The 19,527-nt window shown below is 60.6% G+C and carries 17 protein-coding genes; 1 reads left to right on the top strand and 16 read right to left on the bottom strand.

What is annotated here, in order from left to right; all coding sequences use genetic code 11:
- Positions 1 to 47 precede the first annotated feature (47 nt).
- The 8 genes from rpoS to U9R80_RS06110 form a co-directional block, all read right to left on the bottom strand.
- Positions 48 to 1,055 carry an RNA polymerase sigma factor RpoS gene (rpoS, locus tag U9R80_RS06145; protein WP_028943016.1) on the bottom strand — a complete coding sequence of 336 codons (1,008 nt, stop codon included), beginning with the start codon at positions 1,053 to 1,055 and terminating at the stop codon, positions 48 to 50.
- A 106-nt stretch (positions 1,056 to 1,161) separates the two neighbouring features.
- A complete protein-coding gene (locus tag U9R80_RS06140; protein WP_301837204.1) occupies positions 1,162 to 2,046 on the bottom strand; it encodes a peptidoglycan DD-metalloendopeptidase family protein in 885 nt (294 codons plus the stop codon).
- A 181-nt stretch (positions 2,047 to 2,227) separates the two neighbouring features.
- Positions 2,228 to 2,884 (bottom strand): protein-L-isoaspartate(D-aspartate) O-methyltransferase, encoded by a 657-nt coding sequence (locus U9R80_RS06135; protein WP_442964940.1) that lies wholly within the window; start codon positions 2,882 to 2,884, stop codon positions 2,228 to 2,230.
- 20 nt (positions 2,885 to 2,904) lie between these two features.
- The gene (gene surE / locus U9R80_RS06130; RefSeq protein WP_301837209.1) at positions 2,905 to 3,654 is read right to left on the bottom strand and encodes a 5'/3'-nucleotidase SurE; all 750 of its coding nucleotides are present in this window, start codon (positions 3,652 to 3,654) and stop codon (positions 2,905 to 2,907) included.
- Positions 3,642 to 4,700, bottom strand: a complete 1,059-nt coding sequence (gene truD / locus U9R80_RS06125) for a tRNA pseudouridine(13) synthase TruD (protein ID WP_301837210.1) — start codon at positions 4,698 to 4,700, stop codon at positions 3,642 to 3,644. Before truD ends, surE begins: the two co-directional genes overlap by 13 nt.
- Positions 4,697 to 5,170: a 2-C-methyl-D-erythritol 2,4-cyclodiphosphate synthase gene (gene ispF, locus U9R80_RS06120; RefSeq protein WP_301837212.1), complete on the bottom strand. Its 474-nt coding sequence runs from the start codon at positions 5,168 to 5,170 to the stop codon at positions 4,697 to 4,699. The genes truD and ispF overlap by 4 nt, the downstream gene beginning before the upstream one ends.
- A gap of 76 nt (positions 5,171 to 5,246) precedes the next feature.
- Positions 5,247 to 6,095, bottom strand: coding sequence for an S-formylglutathione hydrolase (gene fghA / locus U9R80_RS06115; protein ID WP_301837213.1), 849 nt, complete (start codon positions 6,093 to 6,095; stop codon positions 5,247 to 5,249).
- Between the two features lie 8 nt (positions 6,096 to 6,103).
- Entirely contained in the window at positions 6,104 to 7,216 is a 1,113-nt protein-coding gene (locus U9R80_RS06110; protein WP_301837215.1) for an S-(hydroxymethyl)glutathione dehydrogenase/class III alcohol dehydrogenase, read from the bottom strand.
- A 106-nt stretch (positions 7,217 to 7,322) separates the two neighbouring features.
- On the opposite strand from U9R80_RS06110, the gene U9R80_RS06105 reads away from it, so the two are divergent.
- A complete protein-coding gene (locus tag U9R80_RS06105) occupies positions 7,323 to 8,219 on the top strand; it encodes a LysR substrate-binding domain-containing protein (RefSeq protein ID WP_301837216.1) in 897 nt (298 codons plus the stop codon).
- A gap of 17 nt (positions 8,220 to 8,236) precedes the next feature.
- On the opposite strand, the gene ispD is transcribed toward U9R80_RS06105, so the two are convergent.
- From ispD to dnaE, 8 genes are all read right to left on the bottom strand, one after another.
- Complete coding sequence (ispD, locus tag U9R80_RS06100; protein WP_301837217.1) at positions 8,237 to 8,944, bottom strand: 2-C-methyl-D-erythritol 4-phosphate cytidylyltransferase; 708 nt, start codon at positions 8,942 to 8,944, stop codon at positions 8,237 to 8,239.
- On the bottom strand, positions 8,941 to 9,219 hold the full coding sequence (ftsB, locus tag U9R80_RS06095; protein WP_028943006.1) for a cell division protein FtsB: 279 nt from the start codon (positions 9,217 to 9,219) through the stop codon (positions 8,941 to 8,943). Before ftsB ends, ispD begins: the two co-directional genes overlap by 4 nt.
- A gap of 163 nt (positions 9,220 to 9,382) precedes the next feature.
- On the bottom strand, positions 9,383 to 10,672 hold the full coding sequence (gene eno, locus U9R80_RS06090; protein WP_301837218.1) for a phosphopyruvate hydratase: 1,290 nt from the start codon (positions 10,670 to 10,672) through the stop codon (positions 9,383 to 9,385).
- Between the two features lie 154 nt (positions 10,673 to 10,826).
- On the bottom strand, positions 10,827 to 11,672 hold the full coding sequence (kdsA, locus tag U9R80_RS06085; RefSeq protein ID WP_301837219.1) for a 3-deoxy-8-phosphooctulonate synthase: 846 nt from the start codon (positions 11,670 to 11,672) through the stop codon (positions 10,827 to 10,829).
- Between the two features lie 3 nt (positions 11,673 to 11,675).
- Complete coding sequence (locus tag U9R80_RS06080; RefSeq protein WP_128322413.1) at positions 11,676 to 13,304, bottom strand: CTP synthase; 1,629 nt, start codon at positions 13,302 to 13,304, stop codon at positions 11,676 to 11,678.
- 271 nt (positions 13,305 to 13,575) lie between these two features.
- On the bottom strand, positions 13,576 to 14,868 hold the full coding sequence (tilS, locus tag U9R80_RS06075) for a tRNA lysidine(34) synthetase TilS (protein WP_301837220.1): 1,293 nt from the start codon (positions 14,866 to 14,868) through the stop codon (positions 13,576 to 13,578).
- Positions 14,869 to 14,946: 78 nt separating this feature from the next.
- Positions 14,947 to 15,894, bottom strand: coding sequence for an acetyl-CoA carboxylase carboxyltransferase subunit alpha (locus tag U9R80_RS06070; RefSeq protein ID WP_301837221.1), 948 nt, complete (start codon positions 15,892 to 15,894; stop codon positions 14,947 to 14,949).
- Between the two features lie 98 nt (positions 15,895 to 15,992).
- A complete protein-coding gene (gene dnaE / locus U9R80_RS06065) occupies positions 15,993 to 19,514 on the bottom strand; it encodes a DNA polymerase III subunit alpha (RefSeq protein WP_301837222.1) in 3,522 nt (1,173 codons plus the stop codon).
- Between the last annotated feature and the right edge of the window lie 13 nt (positions 19,515 to 19,527).

Raw genomic sequence — 19,527 nt, 5'->3', positions numbered from 1 at the left:
CAAAAACGCCCCGACAAAGTCGAGGCGTTCTTTGCTGCGAGGCGTTGTTATTGGAACAGCGACTCGCTGGACAAACCGTTCTTCTCGAGGATCTCACGCAGACGCTTGAGTCCCTCGACCTGGATCTGGCGAACCCGCTCGCGCGTCAGGCCAATTTCCAAACCTACATCTTCCAGGGTGCTGCTCTCATGCCCTCTGAGGCCGAAGCGGCGAATCACCACTTCACGCTGCTTGTCGGTGAGTTCGCTCAACCACTGGTCGATGCTCTGGGACAGGTCATCATCCTGAAGCAGCTCACAAGGGTCGGTTGGGCGGTCATCGGTGAGGGTATCGAGTAGCGTCTTGTCTGAATCCGGCCCCAGGGACACATCAACCGACGATACCCGCTCGTTGAGCCCAAGCATGCGCTTGACCTCACCCACAGGTTTTTCCAGGAGGCTGGCAATCTCTTCCGGGGACGGTTCGTGATCGAGCTTCTGGGTGAGTTCCCGTGCGGCGCGCAGGTAGACGTTCAGCTCCTTGACCACGTGAATGGGCAAGCGAATGGTACGGGTCTGGTTCATGATCGCCCGTTCGATGGTTTGCCGAATCCACCAGGTAGCGTAGGTGGAGAATCGGAAGCCACGCTCAGGGTCGAACTTCTCGACCGCGCGAATCAGCCCAAGGTTGCCCTCTTCGATCAGGTCCAGCAGTGAAAGCCCACGATTCACATAACGTCGGGCGATTTTCACCACCAGGCGCAAATTGCTTTCGATCATCCGCTTGCGACCGGCCGGGTCACCACTTTGCGACAGCCGTGCAAAATGGACTTCTTCCTCTGGCGAGAGAAGAGGCGAGAACCCGATTTCATTGAGGTAAAGCTGAGTTGCGTCAAGTGCCCGAGTGTAGTCGATGTACTTGTGTTGCTTTAGCGAAGAGCCTTGCTTGGCCCTTGTCCGAACCGAAGATACAGCAGGTTCGTCTGACACCACATCCGTTTCCAAAACGATGCCCGTCTCCATCAGGAGCACTTCATCGTCGATGTCAAACTCCGGCACTTCTTTGTTGAGAGCCATTGTTATAGTCCTTTGCTGAGTTCGAACTCAGACTCAAGCGACGCCTATATCCTTGGCAACGCTGGAGCCTGTCCCCTCTACGCGAGGAACAGGCCGGGTCTAGCAATCAACGACGCGGCAGGAATTGCAGCGGATCAACAGGTTTGCCCTGGCGGCGAATCTCAAAATGCAGCTTCACCCGGTCCGTGCCCGTGGAACCCATTTCGGCAATTGTCTGCCCAACTTTGACCTGCTGTCCCTCCCGAACCAATAGCCTGCGGTTGTGACCGTAGGCGCTGACGTAGGTATCGCTGTGCTTGATGATTACCAACTCGCCGTAGCCCCGCAAGCCACTCCCGGCGTAGACAACTGAACCATCAGACGCAGCAAAAACAGGCTGTCCCAAATCACCGGCGATATCAATGCCTTTATTCAAACTACCGTTTGAAGCGAATTTTCCAATCAACACGCCGTTGGCCGGCCAGGCCCAGCCGCCCACAGAACGCTCTGCAGCAGGTACCTGGACCGGCGCTGCAGGGGGGGCAGAGGGGGCAGAGGGGGCAGGCGTGGCAACCGGAGGGGACGTAGGGGTCACAGGCTTGGCGGGGGTACCAGCAGGTCGGGTGGTGATGGTGGTCTTGCTCGACGGCGAGGACGAACTGGTGACTACGGTGGTAGTTCCCCCGGCAGGAGCACCCGAGCGACCGTCAAAACGGATCGCCTGGCCGACGCGAATGGTATAGGGGGCAGTGATGCCATTGCGCGCGGCCAGGTCTTTGTAGTCCCAGCCGTAACGGAAGGCGATGGAGTACAAGGTATCGCCCGGACGCACCACATACTGGCCACTGGTGACTGCTGGGCGCTTGGCTACGGGCGCGTTGCGATCGACGACTCGCGCACTGTTGGAGGACGTGCTGGAACAACCGGAAATCAGCGTACCCAGGGCAAGTGCAATCACCAGAAGCTTGTAGCTCGAAAAGTCCCTGCGCTGCCGACTGATTGTGTGACCCACCCGCCGCTCCCTCTGATGGTGACTGCTGTGAAAATGCAATATTGTTGCAATTATACCCGAGCGCATACCCCTTGCGGATCACAGGCATTCGCAAAATGTGACACTCGACAAACCAAGATAGCCCGCCAGATAGACAGAGCAATGTCGGGGAAATTCTCCCGCGGCGAAAAAATAGCTTCGATCAGGCCAGCGGGCCGCTGAGCAAGGGCACAAAGCGTACAGAGCCCATCACCCGCCGCGAGAACCCTTGCTCTTCACGCACGATGAGCAGCAACTGCTGCGACTCCCCTGCCGGCCCCACTGGAATGACCATACGCCCGCCCGGTGCGAGTTGGTCGAGCAAGGCTTGGGGGACTTCGGGCGCCACGGCGGTGACAATGATGCCGTTGTACGGCGCCAGCGCAGGCCAGCCCTCACAGCCATCACCCCAGCGAAACACCACGTTGCGCAGGTTGAGTTCGGTCAGGCGCTCCTTGGCACGATCCTGCAGGACTTTGATGCGCTCCACGGAAAAAACCCGCTCGACCAACTGCGCAAGGATGGCTGTTTGATAACCGGAGCCGGTACCGATCTCCAGCACTTTGTCCAACGGGCCCGCTTCGAGCAGCAGTTCGCTCATGTGCGCAACCATGAACGGCTGGGAGATGGTCTGGTTGTTGCCGATGGGCAGCGCGGTGTCTTCGTAGGCGCGATGAGCCAACGCCTCGTCGACAAACAGATGGCGCGGCGTGCGCCGCAGCACATCGAGCACCTGAGGGTTGGATACACCTTCTTCGATCAAACGTTGAATCAGCCGTTCACGAGTTCGCTGCGAGGTAAAACCGATACCGTGGCGCATCAGATCCTCCTGTTCTCGCATCAGAGCAACCCCTCCAGCCAGCCATCCAGGCGCTCGAAAGCGTCATTGAAGGTGCGGTCCAACTGTAATGGGGTGATCGAGACATAGCCCTGCATCACCGCATGAAAATCCGTGCCTGGCCCGCCATCCTCGGCATCCCCGGCCACGGCGATCCAGTAACCTTCCTTGCCCCTGGGATTGACCACCTTGGTCGGTGCCGCGGCGCGTGCACGATGCCCCAGGCGAGTCAGTTGGATACCCCGGATATGCTCAAGCGGCAGGTTGGGGATGTTGACGTTCAACACCGTACGAGGTGGCAACTCCAGGCTTCCATGGGCTTCAACCAGCTTGCGTGCAATATAGGCAGCAGTCGGCAGGTTGTCAGGCAAACGTGAAAGCAGCGAAAAAGCAAAGGAGGTACCGCCCAGGAAGCGCCCCTCCAATGCCGCTGCCACCGTACCGGAGTACAGCACATCATCGCCCAGGTTGGCGCCCAGATTGATCCCCGATACCACCATGTCCGGCGTCTGCTCCAACAGGCCATTGAGGCCCAGGTGCACGCAATCGGTCGGTGTACCGTTGAGGCTGATGTAGCCATTGGCCAAAGTTTGCGGGCACAGCGGCCGATCCAGCGTCAGCGAGCTGCTGGCACCGCTTTTGTCTTGATCGGGGGCGATGACCACACAGTCAGCATAATCCGCCAGCGCAGCATGCAGCGCGGCAAGTCCGGGTGCGGTGACGCCGTCGTCGTTCGAAATCAGAATACGCATGGGCTATCCGTCTGCCCTGCCGACACCAGATCAACAAGCTCGCGCACCACGACGGTGGCAAAGCATCCGGCCGGAAGGACGAATTCCAGTTGCAGAATATCAGGCTCGGGATAATGCCACGTCAGGCCGCCAATGGGCAGTCGCAGGATGCGTCGTTCCTGACTCATGCCTGCTCGCGCCAGCCATTGGCACAACGAAGCGTGTTGCTCGCCAATGGCCTGTTCGAGCTCACCGGTTGCACCACCGGTACCCGGCGCCCCTTCGCCCCACAGGGGACCCGTGGGGTGCAGATCCAGAATGGCCAGACGAGGATCAGAACACTCCGCCTCGCCGGCCGGGAAAAAGCTGCGACTGTCGGTGAACGCCAGCAGGTCACCGACCAGAGCCGTTTGCCAACTGCCGTCGGCAACACGCGCTGCCAATACCTGGTTGAACACATAGCTACGGGCACTGGAGAGCAGCCGTGAGCGCACGTTGCGTTGCTCCGGCAGTGCCTGGCGGGAAGCCCAATCCTGAGCGTCATGAACGTTGCCGCCGGCGTGACCGAAGCGCTGGCTGCCGAAATAGTTCGGCACACCCTGACGGCGCAGCAGTTCCAGCCGCGCATCCAGGGCTGCATGGTCGGCGACCAGGCCTGTCAGGCGCAGGGTGAAGCCATTGGCAGAATGCGCACCACGCTGCAGTTTGCGAGAGTGCCGGGTGCGCTTGAGGATGCTGAGGGTCTCGTTCTCGGCCGCGCCGAAATCCGGGTCGGCCTTGCCTGGCAAGTGCAGGCTGAACCACTGCCGAGTCAGCGCCTGACGGTCCTTGAGGCCGGCATAGCTGATGCTGCGCAGCGGCACGCCCGCTGCCCGAGCCAGACGGCGAGCCGCCTCTTCGGTGTTGAGGTCGCGCTTTTCGACCCACAACCACAGGTGTTCACCATTGCCCGAGAGCGGAATATCCAGGACTTCGTCTACCTGGAAGTCATCGGCAGTGGCCTTGAGAATCGCGCTGCCCAGCGCCTGGCCCGAGGCGCGCGGGCCCAGCAGTTCCAGTTCGGTCATGCTGGCAGCAACAAGGCCACGGCGTGGACGGCAATGCCTTCTTCACGGCCGGTGAAACCAAGTTTCTCTGTGGTTGTTGCCTTGACGTTGACCTGGTCGAGCTCGACCTGAAGGTCCTCGGCAATCAGTTGGCGCATGGTTTCGATATGCGGCGCCATCTTCGGCGCCTGGGCAACGATGGTGGCGTCGACATTGCCGACCTTCCAGCCTTTGGCCTGGACGACCTTCACCACGTGGCGCAACAGTACGCGACTGTCAGCACCCTTGAACTGCGGGTCGGTGTCGGGAAAATGCTTGCCGATATCCCCAAGTGCGGCGGCGCCCAGCAAGGCATCGCTCAAGGCATGCAGCACGACGTCACCATCGGAATGGGCCAACAGCCCGAACTTGTGCGCAATGCGCACCCCACCCAAGGTGATGAAATCACCTTCCGCGAAGCGGTGCACATCGTAGCCGTGGCCAATACGCATAAAAAAACGCCCTGATTGAGTCAGGGCGTGATTCTACCTGCTTTGCCGGGCCTTGGGCTTATTTGTAGGGCGGTGCCTACAACAAACCCAGGGCCACGCCATGATGGCGCAGGTGCTCATCAATGAAGCTGGCGATGAAGTAATAGCTGTGGTCATAGCCAGGCTGCAAACGCAGCTCCAGCGGATGCCCGGCCGCCTTGGCCGCCTGGACCAATGCCTGGGGCTTGAGCTGATTGTCGAGAAAATCGTCGCGATCGCCCTGATCCACCAACAACGGCAAACGCTCCTGCGCCTCGGCAATCAACACACTGGCATCCCATTCGCGCCAGCGCGCCCGGTCTTCACCCAAGTAACGAGAGAAGGCCTTCTGGCCCCAGGGGCAATCCATCGGATTGCTGATCGGCGCAAAGGCCGAGACCGAACGGTAGCGCCCGGGATTGCGCAGCGCACACACCAACGCACCATGCCCGCCCATGGAATGACCGCTGATACCGCGCCGATCGGACGCCGGGAAATGCGCATCGACCAGCGCAGGCAGCTCCTGCACCACGTAGTCATGCATACGGTAGTGCTGGGACCAGGGCTGCTCGCTGGCATTGAGATAGAAACCAGCCCCCAGCCCGAAGTCCCAGGCGCCATCCGGGTCGCCCGGCACCTGAGGCCCGCGCGGGCTGGTGTCGGGGGCGACGATGATCATCCCGAGCTCGGCAGCAAGCTTGTGCGCACCGGCCTTCTGCATGAAGTTCTCATCCGTGCAGGTCAGGCCACTGAGCCAATACAGCACTGGCAGCTTTTCGCCTTGCTCGGCCTGCGGTGGCAGGTAGACCGCAAAGACCATGTCGCAACCGAGCACTTGGGAACGGTGTCGGTAGCGCTTGTGCCAGCCGCCGAAGCTTTTCTGGCAAGAGATGTTTTCCAGGCTCATGGCAAACCTCAGAAATGAATGACGCTACGGATACTCTTGCCTTCATGCATGAGGTCGAACGCTTTGTTGATGTCTTCCAGACCCATGGTGTGTGTGATGAAGGTATCCAGCGGGATCTCGCCTTTTTCCGACATTTCGACGTAGCTTGGCAGCTCGCTGCGGCCACGTACACCACCAAAGGCCGAGCCACGCCAGACGCGACCGGTCACCAGTTGGAACGGGCGAGTAGCGATTTCCTGGCCGGCGCCGGCAACACCAATGATCACCGATTCACCCCAGCCTTTGTGGCAGCACTCGAGCGCCGCACGCATCAACTGCACGTTACCCACGCATTCAAAGGAGAAGTCCACGCCACCGTCGGTAAGGTCGACGATGACCTCCTGGATCGGACGATCATAGTCTTTCGGGTTGACGCAATCGGTAGCGCCCAGCTGCTTGGCAATCTCGAACTTGCTCGGGTTGATGTCCACGGCAATGATGCGCGACGCCTTGGCTTTTACCGCGCCAATGATCGCCGACAAGCCGATGCCACCCAGGCCAAAGACGGCCACGGTATCGCCCGGCTTGACCTTGGCAGTGTTGAGCACGGCGCCGATGCCGGTAGTGACGCCACAGCCGAGCAGGCAGACCTTCTCCAGGGGCGCTTCTTTCTGGATCTTGGCCACGGAGATTTCCGGCAGCACGGTGTACTCGGAGAAGGTCGAGGTGCCCATGTAGTGGAACAGCTGCTGACCTTTGTAGGAAAAGCGCGTGGTGCCATCAGGCATCAGCCCCTTGCCCTGAGTGGCGCGAATGGCCTGGCACAGGTTGGTCTTGCCGGAGCGGCAGAATTTGCACTGGCCGCACTCGGGGGTGTACAGCGGGATCACATGATCACCCACTGCGACCGACGTAACGCCCTCGCCCACGGCCTCGACGATCGCACCGCCTTCATGGCCAAGAATCGACGGGAAGATGCCTTCAGGGTCTGCACCGGAGAGGGTGTAGGCGTCGGTGTGGCAAACACCGCTGGCGACCACGCGAAGCAGCACTTCACCTGCCTTGGGCATGGCCACGTCGACTTCAACGATCTCCAGCGGTTTCTTGGCCTCGAAAGCAACGGCGGCACGGGACTTGATCATCAATCTTCTCCAACAAGGGGTCAGTTCAAGTCAGCAGTGTAATTCATCCTTATTTGATGAATAATCCGGCCAAAGACAAAACATTATTGCCGTACAGGGATAATCAATGAGCAACCGCTGGGAAGGCATCGACGAATTCGTCGCCGTCGCCGAATCGGGTCAGTTCACCGCTGCCGCCGAACGCCTGGGCGTTTCTTCATCCCACATCAGCCGCCAGATCGCGCGCCTGGAAGACCGCCTGCAAACACGCCTGCTTTACCGCAGCACGCGCAAGGTCACCTTGAGCGAGGCCGGACAGACCTTTCTGCAACATTGCCAGCGGCTGCAGGATGGCCGCGAAGAAGCGTTGCGCGCGATGGGCGATCTCACCAGCGAGCCCAAGGGGTTGCTGCGCATGACCTGCGCGGTGGCTTATGGCGAGCGCTTCATCGTGCCGCTGGTGACCCGGTTCATGGCGCTGTATCCGCAATTGCGGGTCGACATCGAGCTGAGCAACCGCACCCTGGACCTGTTGCATGAAGGCCTGGACCTGGCCATTCGCCTGGGCCGCCTGCAGGATTCGCGACTGGTGGCCACCCGCCTTGCGCCCCGGCGCATGTACCTGTGCGCGTCACCGGCCTATGTGGAGCGCTATGGTCGGCCGCATAGCCTGTCGGAACTGGCGCGACACAACTGCCTGATCGGCAGCACAGATACCTGGCCATTGCAGCAGGACGGCCGCAAATATGGCCTGCGTGTGCAGGGTAACTGGCGCTGCAACAGTGGCCAGGCGGTGCTGGATGCGGCGCTGCAAGGGATAGGCTTGTGCCAGTTGCCGGATTACTACGTTCTGGAACATCTCAAGACTGGTGCACTGGTGTCGCTGCTGGAAACGCATCAGCCGCCCAACACCGCGGTGTGGGCGCTGTATCCGCAGCAGCGGCATCTTTCGCCCAAAGTGCGCAAGCTGGTGGATTACTTGCGCGAAGGGTTGGCGACCTTGCCGGAATATCGGGGGCATTAACTGCGCAATTGCTGTGTTCAGCCGCGCTTGGCCCAGCGCTGACGCAGCCACTCCAGGTCTTCGGGCCGGGTCACCTTGATATTGTCACTGCGCCCCTCAATCAAACGCGGCGCCTGCCCTGCCCACTCAATGGCCGAAGACTCATCGGTGATGGCCACATCGGCCACCAGGCTGTCGGCCAACGCCCGATGCAAGGCACCGAGGCGAAACATCTGCGGCGTGTAAGCCTGCCAGACGGTGCTACGGTCGATGGTTGCACTGACCCGGCCCTTGGCATCTGCGCGCTTCAGTGTGTCGCGGGCCGGCACGGCCAACAGGCCGCCGACCGGATCGTCGGCCAGCTCGGCCAACAAGCGATCCAGATCGCTGCGTGCCAGGTTTGGCCGCGCCGCATCGTGAACCAATACCCAGTCGGTGTCGGCTGCGCCCTGGGCATGCAGCAACAACAAGGCATTGAGTACGGAGTCGGCGCGTTCCTGACCGCCCGCTGCACGCTGGATGCGCGGATCATTGGCGCAACGCAGGCCGGGCCAGTAAGGATCGTCAGCAGCAACGCTGACAACCACCCCTTTTACACAGGGATGGTCGAGAAAACAGTCGAGGCTATGCTCGAGGATGGTCTGCCCGCCCAATTGCAGGTACTGCTTGGGTCGGTCGGCAGCCATGCGGGCACCAACGCCCGCGGCGGGAATCACGGCCCAGAAGGCCGGCAAGTTCTGGTTCATTGGGCCAACTGGTAGAGGGTTTCACCCTCCTTGACCATACCCAACTCATGGCGTGCCCGTTCTTCGACGGTTTCCATACCTTTCTTCAACTCCAGTACTTCTGCATCAAGCACACGATTGCGCTCCAGCAAGCGCTCGTTCTCGGCGTGCTGGTCGGCAATCTGCTGCTGGAGTTCGGTGACATGGGCCAGGCTGCCATTGCCCACCCACAAACGATACTGCAGGCCACCGAGCAGCAGAAGCAAGACGAGGAACAACCAATAGGGACTGCGCATCAGGGTATCCAGTGGAAAAAGACCGCCACTTGTACAGGGCGCTGATGGCACGAAGCCTGGCCGAAGCCAGGCTTTGTGTTCACAGACCTGCGGCAAAAAGCGGCTGAACAGTCAGTATGACTGCTCGGCACGCTTGGGCTGCTGTCTTTTTACCATCTCTTGCTTAGCCGCGAAACTCGGCACGACCACGGTACACAGCCTTGCTGCCCAGTTGCTCTTCGATACGCAGCAGCTGGTTGTACTTGGAAACGCGGTCGGAACGGCACAGCGAACCGGTCTTGATCTGGCCAGCAGCGGTACCCACGGCCAGGTCGGCAATGGTCGAATCTTCGGTTTCGCCCGAACGGTGCGAGATCACTGCGGTGTAACCGGCAGCCTTGGCCATCTGGATGGCTTCCAGGGTTTCGGTCAGCGAGCCGATCTGGTTGAACTTGATCAGGATCGAGTTGGCGATCTGCTTGTCGATGCCTTCTTTCAGGATCTTGGTGTTGGTTACGAACAGGTCGTCACCGACCAGTTGCACCTTCTCGCCAATCTTGTCGGTGAGGATCTTCCAGCCAGCCCAGTCGGACTCGTCCAGGCCGTCTTCGATCGAGATGATCGGGAAGCGCTCGGTCAGGCCTTTGAGGTAGTCGGCAAAACCGGCAGCGTCGAAGGACTTGCCTTCGCCAGACAGGTTGTACTTGCCGTCTTCGAAGAATTCACTGGCAGCGCAGTCCAGGGCCAGGGTCACGTCGGTACCCAGCTTGTAGCCAGCGTTAGCCACGGCTTCGGCGATGGCCGACAGGGCATCTTCGTTGGACGCCAGGTTAGGGGCGAAACCACCTTCGTCACCTACAGCAGTGTTCAGGCCACGGGCCTTCAGCACAGCCTTGAGGTGATGGAAAATCTCGGTGCCCATGCGGAGTGCGTCGGAGAAGGTCTTGGCGCCTACCGGCTGAACCATGAACTCCTGGATATCGACGTTGTTGTCGGCATGCTCACCACCGTTGATGATGTTCATCATCGGTACGGGCATGGAGTACTGGCCAGGGGTGCCATTGAGGTTGGCGATGTGCGCGTACAGTGGCAGGTCCTGGTCCTGGGCAGCGGCCTTGGCGGCAGCCAGGGACACGGCGAGGATAGCGTTGGCGCCCAGTTTGGCTTTGTTCTCGGTACCGTCCAGTTCGATCATGGCGCGGTCGAGGGCTTTCTGGTCCAGTGGATCCTTGCCCAGCAGCAGGTCGCGGATCGGGCCGTTGATGTTGGCAACGGCCTTCAGGACGCCCTTGCCCATGTAACGGCTCTTGTCGCCATCACGCAGCTCCAGCGCTTCGCGCGAGCCAGTGGAAGCACCGGACGGCGCGCAAGCGCTGCCGATGATGCCGTTGTCGAGCAGTACGTCCGCTTCTACGGTGGGGTTACCACGCGAATCGAGAACTTCACGACCTTTGATGTCGACGATTTTTGCCATTGTTGTAAGCACTCCAGAATTGACGAAAACAACGCAGCTGAAAAAAATCTTTGCCGCTCGCCTGGCAGTTTTAAAGGGGCAGACCTGGCGATGGCAGGCCCCTGACCCGTGGGTCAGGGGTTGAACGTGCGGTACTTTACCGGAGAAATGAGGTTTACGCGGTTTCTACCGTCGGAAAACTTTTCACCAGATCGTCCAGTTGCTTGAGCTGGGCCAGGAATGGCTCCAGTTTGTCCAGGCGCAGGGCGCATGGACCGTCGCACTTGGCATTGTCCGGGTCCGGGTGGGACTCGAGGAACAGCCCGGCCAGGCTCTGGCTCAGACCCGCCTTGGCGAGATCCGTAACCTGGGCGCGGCGGCCACCAGCAGAATCGGCGCGACCACCTGGCATTTGCAGGGCATGGGTCACGTCGAAAAACACCGGGTACTCGAACTGCTTCATGATCCCGAAACCGAGCATGTCCACCACCAGGTTGTTGTACCCGAAGCTGGAGCCACGCTCGCACAGGATCAATTGATCGTTACCGTTTTCCTCGCACTTGGACAGGATGTGTTGCATCTCCTGGGGTGCGAGGAACTGGGCCTTCTTGATGTTGATCACCGCACCGGTCTTGGCCATGGCCACGACCAGGTCAGTCTGGCGCGATAGAAACGCCGGCAACTGAATGATGTCGCAGACATCCGCCACGGCTTGCGCCTGATGCGGCTCGTGGACATCGGTGATCACCGGAACCTTGAAGGTCTGCTTGATCTCTTCGAAGATCTTCAAGCCCGCTTCCAGGCCAGGACCGCGGTAAGAGTGGCTCGACGAACGGTTGGCCTTGTCGAAGCTTGCCTTGAACACGTAAGGGATACCGAGCTTCTCGGTAACCCGCACGTACTCTTCGCAGATCTTCATGGCCAGGTCACGAGATTCCAGCACGTTCATGCCGCCGAACAGGACGAACGGCTTGTCGTTGGCGATCTCGATGTTACCGACGCGAATGATCTTCTGGGTCATGGATCAGGCCTTGTTCTTTTGAGCCAGTGCCGCCTTGACGAAGCCGCTGAACAGCGGGTGGCCGTCGCGCGGAGTCGAGGTGAACTCAGGGTGGAACTGGCAAGCGACGAACCATGGATGGTCCTGGGACTCGACCACTTCGACCAGCGCGCCGTCACCGGAGCGACCGGAAACCTTGAGGCCGGCATCAACCAACTGCGGCAGCAGCTTGTTGTTCACTTCGTAGCGGTGACGATGACGCTCGACGATCACATCCTTGGCGTAGCAGTCGTGAACCTTGGAGCCGCTTTCCAGCTGGCACTCCTGGGCACCCAGACGCATGGTGCCGCCCAGGTCGGACGCTTCGGTACGGGTTTCGACTGCGCCGGTGGCGTCTTCCCACTCGGTGATCAGGCCGACGACCGGGTGACCGCTGTTGCGATCGAACTCGGTGGAGTTGGCATCTTTCCAGCCCATGACGTTACGGGCGAATTCGATAACCGCCACTTGCATGCCCAGGCAGATACCCAGGTAAGGCACCTTGTTCTCGCGAGCGTATTGCACGGCAGTGATCTTGCCTTCGACACCGCGCAGACCGAAGCCGCCCGGTACCAGGATGGCATCGGCGCCTTCGAGCAGGCTGGTGCCCTGGTTCTCGATGTCTTCGGAGTCGATGTAGCGCAGGTTGACCTTGGTGCGGTTCTGGATGCCAGCATGGCTCATCGCTTCGATCAGCGATTTGTAGGCGTCCAGCAGCTCCATGTACTTGCCGACCATGGCGATGGTCACTTCGTGCTCTGGGTTGAGCTTGGCATCGACGACCTTTTCCCACTCGGACAGGTCGGCGCCATTGCACTGCAGGCCGAAACGCTCGACGACGAAATCATCAAGGCCCTGGGCGTGCAGCACGGCCGGGATCTTGTAGATGGTATCGACGTCTTCCAGTGAGATCACCGCACGCTCTTCGACGTTGGTGAACAGAGCGATCTTGCGACGCGAGGACACATCGACCGGATGGTCGGAACGGCAGATCAGCACATCAGGCTGCAGGCCGATGGAGCGCAGCTCCTTGACCGAGTGCTGGGTAGGCTTGGTCTTGGTCTCGCCAGCGGTGGCGATGTAAGGCACCAGGGTCAAGTGCATCAGCATGGCGCGCTTGGAACCCACTTCAACGCGCAACTGGCGAATCGCCTCGAGAAACGGTTGCGACTCGATGTCACCCACGGTGCCACCGATCTCCACCAGGGCCACGTCGGCATCGCCGGCACCCTTGATGATGCGGCGCTTGATCTCGTCGGTGATGTGCGGAATGACCTGGATGGTCGCGCCCAGGTAATCACCACGGCGCTCCTTGCGCAGCACGTGCTCGTAGATACGGCCGGTGGTGAAGTTGTTGTTCTGGGTCATGGTCGTGCGGATGAACCGCTCGTAGTGGCCCAGGTCCAGGTCGGTCTCGGCGCCGTCGTGGGTGACGAACACTTCACCGTGCTGGAACGGGCTCATGGTGCCCGGGTCGACGTTGATGTACGGGTCCAGCTTGAGCATGGTGACCTTGAGCCCCCGCGCCTCCAGGATGGCCGCCAATGAAGCCGAGGCAATGCCTTTCCCCAATGAAGAAACAACACCGCCCGTGACGAATATGTAGCGCGTCATGAAAAACCCTAGAAGTCTGCGTTAAAGCGGTCAGTGCCGCCGGGGAAAGCGAAGGAAGGCCGAAGCCCCCGATCACCTGCGTCAATTACAGTGCATCTTAAAAAACTGCCGCGTCTGGACACACCAGGGGTTGAAATCCCGGTTAGGAGCTCGCTAAACATTTTTAGAATCGCCCAGCAAAAAACTGCTTGGTAATCGGCAACTGCTGTGATTTCGGGGAAGCCACAGAAGCTGTATCAAGAAGGGAGCGTAGTCTACCCGAATGTGCCTTTCATCTCAAACCTTGCTCGCTCGTCGGTACACACCAGTGCAATTGCCATTCGCCCTGACTCAAGCTGGGCAGGTTGGCCACAGCCAACAATTGATCGCCACGGTAAAGCAGCGGCAGGCGCGAGCGGACGAACGGCGGCACCTGTTGTTCGTTGAGCAAACGCTTGAGGTCTCGGCGGCCGCGGCCCGCAACCTGCAAGGCCTCGCCACCCTGGCGGTAGGCAATGTGCAACGGCCCCTGCGGCAAGATGCCGCTCAACTGCACGCGGCCATTGCCGACCAACTCCAGCGCCTGATCCGGGCAATCCCAGCGTTGCGCCTGCGGCGTCTTGAGCCAGTCGTCGGCCAACCACCAGATACGGTTGTGACTGCGATGAAGCTCGCCGTCGGTCAGTTGCCAGCAGGGCTGCCCATCCCCGGCTGCGTCGCGCAGGCTTTCCCAACCGACCCAATGCCGAGCATCGGGCAAGCGCGTGCGCGAGGCCAGCCAGTACTGCAATGCATTGCGCTGGCGAGCCGGCGAAAGTCCTCGCAACACGGCCAGGTCCAGCGAAGCCAGGGTCAACCAGTCAAAGCCGCCTGGCGTCGATGCCTGGGCAAGGTCCTGAACAGCCAGTTCATCCAGCAACCCTTGCGCCTCGTCCAGATGCTCGGCGCTGCGTGCCAGGTTTTGCGCGACCTGGGGCCAGCGCTGCTGTAGGACAGGGAAAACCGCATGGCGCAGATAGTTGCGAGAAAACCGCGTGTCGCTGTTGGACGGGTCTTCCACCCACTGCAACTGCTGCTCGCGGGCAAAGGCCTCAAGTAGCCGCCGTGGTACATCTAGCAATGGCCGCACCAGCAGCCCCTGCCCCAGCGCCCGGACCTGCGGCATGCTCGCCAAGCCGCGAACCCCCGCACCACGCAACAAACGAAACAGCAGGGTTTCCGCCTGGTCTTCGCGGTGCTGGCCGGTCAGCAAGACCTCGCCTGCTTGCAAGGAGTGCGCGAAGGCAGCATAGCGAGCATCCCGCGCGCCCTGCTCAAGGCTCGCGCCTGGGGCGACCTTGACCTCGATAACCTGCAGATTGACCCCCAGGGCGTCGCACAGGCGCTGGCAATGAGCCGGCCAGCTGTCAGCGGCGGCTTGCAGGCTGTGATGGATGTGAATCGCGCGAATGGGCGGGAGGGCTTGTTGATGCGAGGCGTGGACAAGCAAGTGCAGGAGGACGGTGGAGTCCAGGCCGCCAGAGAGGGCGACGCACCAGGAGGGGGCTTGGAGCCAGGGGGAGAGTTTGCTGGTGATGTCGATCATCGGCGATCGCGGGACAAGCCCGCTCCTACTGGGTGTGGGAGCGGGCTTGCCCCGCGATGAGCGCACCAATGCGTCAGATCAGAGCCCGTAGCTCATCAGACGGTCATAACGGCGCTTGAGCAGTGCGTCGTTGTCGAACTTCTTGAGCATGGCCAACTGCTCGATCAGCTCGCCACGGATGCTTTCCGACATTTTCGCCGGGTCGCGGTGTGCACCACCCAGAGGCTCGGAAATCACCTTGTCGACAATACCCAGGCCCTTGAGACGCTCTGCAGTGATGCCCATTGCTTCAGCAGCGTCGGACGCCTTGTCGGCGGTCTTCCACAGGATCGAGGCACAACCTTCCGGCGAAATCACCGAATAGGTGGAGTACTGCAGCATGTTCAGCTGGTCGCACACACCAATGGCCAGTGCGCCGCCAGAGCCACCCTCACCGATAACAGTGGCGATGATCGGGGTTTTCAGGCGCGCCATGACACGCAGGTTCCAGGCAATGGCTTCGCTCTGGTTGCGTTCTTCGGCGTCGATGCCCGGGTAAGCACCCGGGGTGTCGATGAAGGTCAGGATCGGCATCTTGAAACGTTCGGCCATTTCCATCAGGCGGCAAGCCTTGCGGTAGCCTTCCGGACGCGGCATACCGAAGTTGCGGCGTACCTTCTCGCGGACCTCACGGCCTTTCTGGTGACCGATAACCATGACCGGCTTGTTGTCCAGGCGGGCGATACCGCCAACGATCGCGGCGTCGTCGGAGAAGTGACGGTCGCCGTGCAGCTCGTCGAACTCGGTGAAGATATGGTCGATGTAGTCCAGGGTGTACGGACGACGGGGGTGACGCGCCAAGCGGGCAATCTGCCAGCTGGTCAGGTTGCCGAAGATGCTTTCGGTCAGGGTGCTGCTCTTGTCTTGCAGACGGGCGATCTCATCGCCGATGTTCAGCGAGTTGTCATTGCCCACCAGGCGCAGCTCTTCGATCTTGGCTTGCAGGTCAGCAATCGGCTGTTCGAAATCCAGAAAATTCGGGTTCATAGGCATCCGTCTTGGGTCTACGGCCAGGCGGCCGGCCGGTTGATCCGTTTGGCGCCCTACCTTAAGGGATCAGGCGCATTCAGGTCGAGATTAAAAATTCATCGATATTGCAAAAAGACGTTCTCACGTCCGAACTGGTCACGCAGCGCCTGAATCAGGCCATCGGCCGGGTCGATTCGCCAACCTTCGCCGAACTGCAGCATGGCCTTGGCATCGCTGCCGGTGTATTCCATGGTGATCGGGCACGCGCCACGATGACGCTTGAACAACTCGCCCAGCCAGTTCAAGCGATCGCCCTTGAGGGCATCGCTGTGCACCTTCAGGCGCAGGCTTTCGGCCAGGTTGGTGCGGGCATCTTCCATGCTCATCACGCGCTTGACCCGCAGCCGCAGGCCACCGGAGAAGTCATCGTTGCTGACCTCGCCCTCAACCACCACCATTGCGTCGGTCTGCAGCAGCGCCTGGGCCGCCATGAACGCGTCGGCGAACAGTGAAGCCTCGATACGCCCGGAGCGGTCGTCGAGGGTGACAAAGCCCATCTTGTCGCCCTTTTTGTTCTTCATCACCCGCAGGGCGATGATCATGCCGGCCACCGTCTGGGTATCACGGGCAGGCTTCAGATCGATGATGCGCTGACGGGCAAACCGACGGATCTCGCCTTCGTACTCGTCGATCGGGTGACCGGTGAGGTACAGGCCCAGCGTGTCCTTCTCGCCCCGCAGGCGCTCCTTGAGCGTCAGCTCGCGAGCCTTGCGATGGTTGGCATAGACATCGGCATCTTCTTCGACGAACAGCCCACCGAACAAGTCGGCATGACCGCTGTCAGCGGTACGTGCGGTTTGTTCGGCCGCCTTGATCGCCTCTTCCATCGCCGCAAGCAACACCGCGCGATTGCGGTCGATGTTGGCCTGATAGGCCTTGAGTTCGTCATGGAAATACGGCCCCAGGCGATCCAGCGCACCACTGCGGATCAGCGCATCGAGGGTGCGCTTGTTGATGCGCTTGAGGTCGACTCGCTCGCAGAAATCGAACAGGTCCTTGAACGGCCCGGCCATCCGCGCCTCGACGATAGCCTCGACCGGGCCCTCGCCCACGCCCTTGATGGCACCCAGGCCATACACGATACGACCGTCATCGTTGACGGTGAACTTGAAATCGGAGGTATTCACATCCGGCGCATCGAGGCGCAGCTTCATGCTGCGCACTTCCTCGATCAAGGTCACGACCTTGTCGGTGTTGTGCATATCCGCCGACAGCACCGCCGCCATGAAAGGCGCCGGATGGTGGGTTTTCAACCAGGCAGTCTGGTACGAGACCAGGCCATAGGCGGCGGAGTGGGATTTGTTGAAGCCGTATCCCGCGAACTTTTCTACCAGGTCAAAGATGTTACCGGCCAGGTCGGGGTCGATGTTGTTGGTGGCACAACCCTCGATGAAACCGCCCCGCTGCTTGGCCATCTCCTCGGGCTTTTTCTTACCCATTGCCCGACGCAGCATGTCGGCGCCGCCGAGGGTGTAGCCGGCCATGACCTGGGCAATCTGCATCACCTGTTCCTGATACAGGATGATGCCGTAGGTCGGTGCCAATACTGGCTTGAGGCCTTCGTACTGGTAGTCCGAGTGCGGATAGGCCAGCTCTGCGCGACCATGCTTGCGGTTGATGAAGTCATCCACCATGCCGGACTGCAACGGGCCCGGACGGAACAGCGCCACCAGTGCGATGAGGTCTTCAAGGCAGTCGGGCTTGAGCTTTTTGATCAGCTCCTTCATGCCCCGCGATTCAAGCTGGAATACCGCCGTGGTTTCGGCTTTTTGCAGCAGTTCGTAGGTTTTCTTGTCATCCAGCGGGATGAAGTCGATGTTCAGGTCATCAAGGCCTTTCTTGGCCTGTTCGCGGTTGATGGTCTCCATCGCCCACTTGATGATGGTCAAGGTCCGCAGACCGAGGAAGTCGAACTTCACCAGGCCCGCCGCCTCGACGTCATCCTTGTCGAACTGGGTCACCAGGCCGCCGCCCTCTTCATCGCAGGCGATCGGTGAAAAGTCGGTCAGTTTGGTTGGCGCGATTACCACGCCACCGGCGTGCTTACCGGTACCACGGCAGACACCTTCGAGCTTGAGCGCCATGTCCCAGATTTCTTTGGCGTCCTCGTCGGTCTTGAGGAAGTCACGGAGCATTTCCTCTTGCTCGTAGGCCTTCTCCAGGGTCATGCCGACTTCAAACGGGATCATCTTCGACAGACGGTCGGCCAGGCCATAGGACTTGCCCTGGACGCGCGCAACGTCACGCACCACCGCCTTGGCGGCCATGGTGCCGAAGGTGATGATCTGGCTGACCGCGTTACGGCCGTAAGCGTCAGCCACGTACTCGATCACCCGGTCGCGGCCGTCCATGCAGAAGTCGACGTCGAAGTCGGGCATCGAAACCCGTTCGGGGTTGAGGAAACGCTCGAACAGCAGGTCATAGGCCAGTGGATCGAGGTCGGTGATCTTCAGTACATAGGCCACCAGCGAGCCGGCACCCGAACCCCGGCCCGGGCCCACTGGCACGCCGTTGTTCTTGGCCCACTTGATGAAGTCCATAACGATCAGGAAGTAACCGGGGAAACCCATCTGGATGATGATATCCAGCTCGAACTTCAGGCGGTCGAGGTAGACCTGGCGTTTTTCTTCATAGTTGGGCGTGGTCTCTTTCGGCCAGAGCACCGCCAGGCGCTCTTCCAGGCCTTCGTGGGACACATGCCGCAGGTAATCGTCGATGCCCATGCCGTTTGGCGTGGGGAAGTCCGGCAGGAAGTGCTTGCCCAATTGAACCTGGATGTTGCAGCGCTTGGCGATTTCGACGGTGTTTGCCACCGCATCGGGCAGGTCGCTGAACAGCTCGGCCATTTCTTCCGGGCTTTTGAGGTACTGCTGGTCGCTGTAGTTACGCGAACGCCGCGGGTCATCCAGGGCACGACCTTCACCGATGCACACACGGGTCTCGTGGGCGTCGTAGTCCGACTGCTTGATGAAGCGCACATCGTTGGTCGCGACCAGCGGCGCACCCAGCTTGTCGGCAAGCGCCACTGCCGCATGCAGGTACTCTTCGTCGCCTGTGCGGTTGGTACGCTGTACTTCGACATAGAAACGATCGGGGAACATCGCCATCCAGTCGCGCAGCAAGGCCTCGGCCTCATCGGGGTTGCCGTTGAGCAGGGCGATACCGATATCACCCTCCTTGGCAGCCGACAGGGCAATCAAACCCTCGCTGGCCGGGGCAATCCAGTCACGCTCGATGATCACCAGGCCGTTGCGCTGTCCATCGACCCAGCCCCGCGAGATCAACTCGGTCAGGTTGCGATAACCCTTCGGGTCCATGGCCAGGAAGCAGATGCGCGCCAACGGGGCATCCGGGTCGCCGTTGCTCAACCACAGGTCGGCTCCGCAGATCGGCTTGATGCCGGCGCCCATGGCGTTCTTGTAGAACTTGACCAGCGAGCACATGTTGCTCTGGTCGGTGACCGCTACGGCCGGCATGTTCATCGCGGCCAGCGCCTTGGCCAGCGGCTTGATCCGCACCAGGCCATCGACCAGCGAGTATTCGGTGTGCAGGCGAAGATGAACGAAAGAAGCCGACATGATGATCCTATAG

This window comes from Pseudomonas sp. JQ170C, assembly GCF_035581345.1.
Lineage (GTDB): Bacteria > Pseudomonadota > Gammaproteobacteria > Pseudomonadales > Pseudomonadaceae > Aquipseudomonas.
This window is presented reverse-complemented; position numbering and strand designations above follow the sequence as displayed.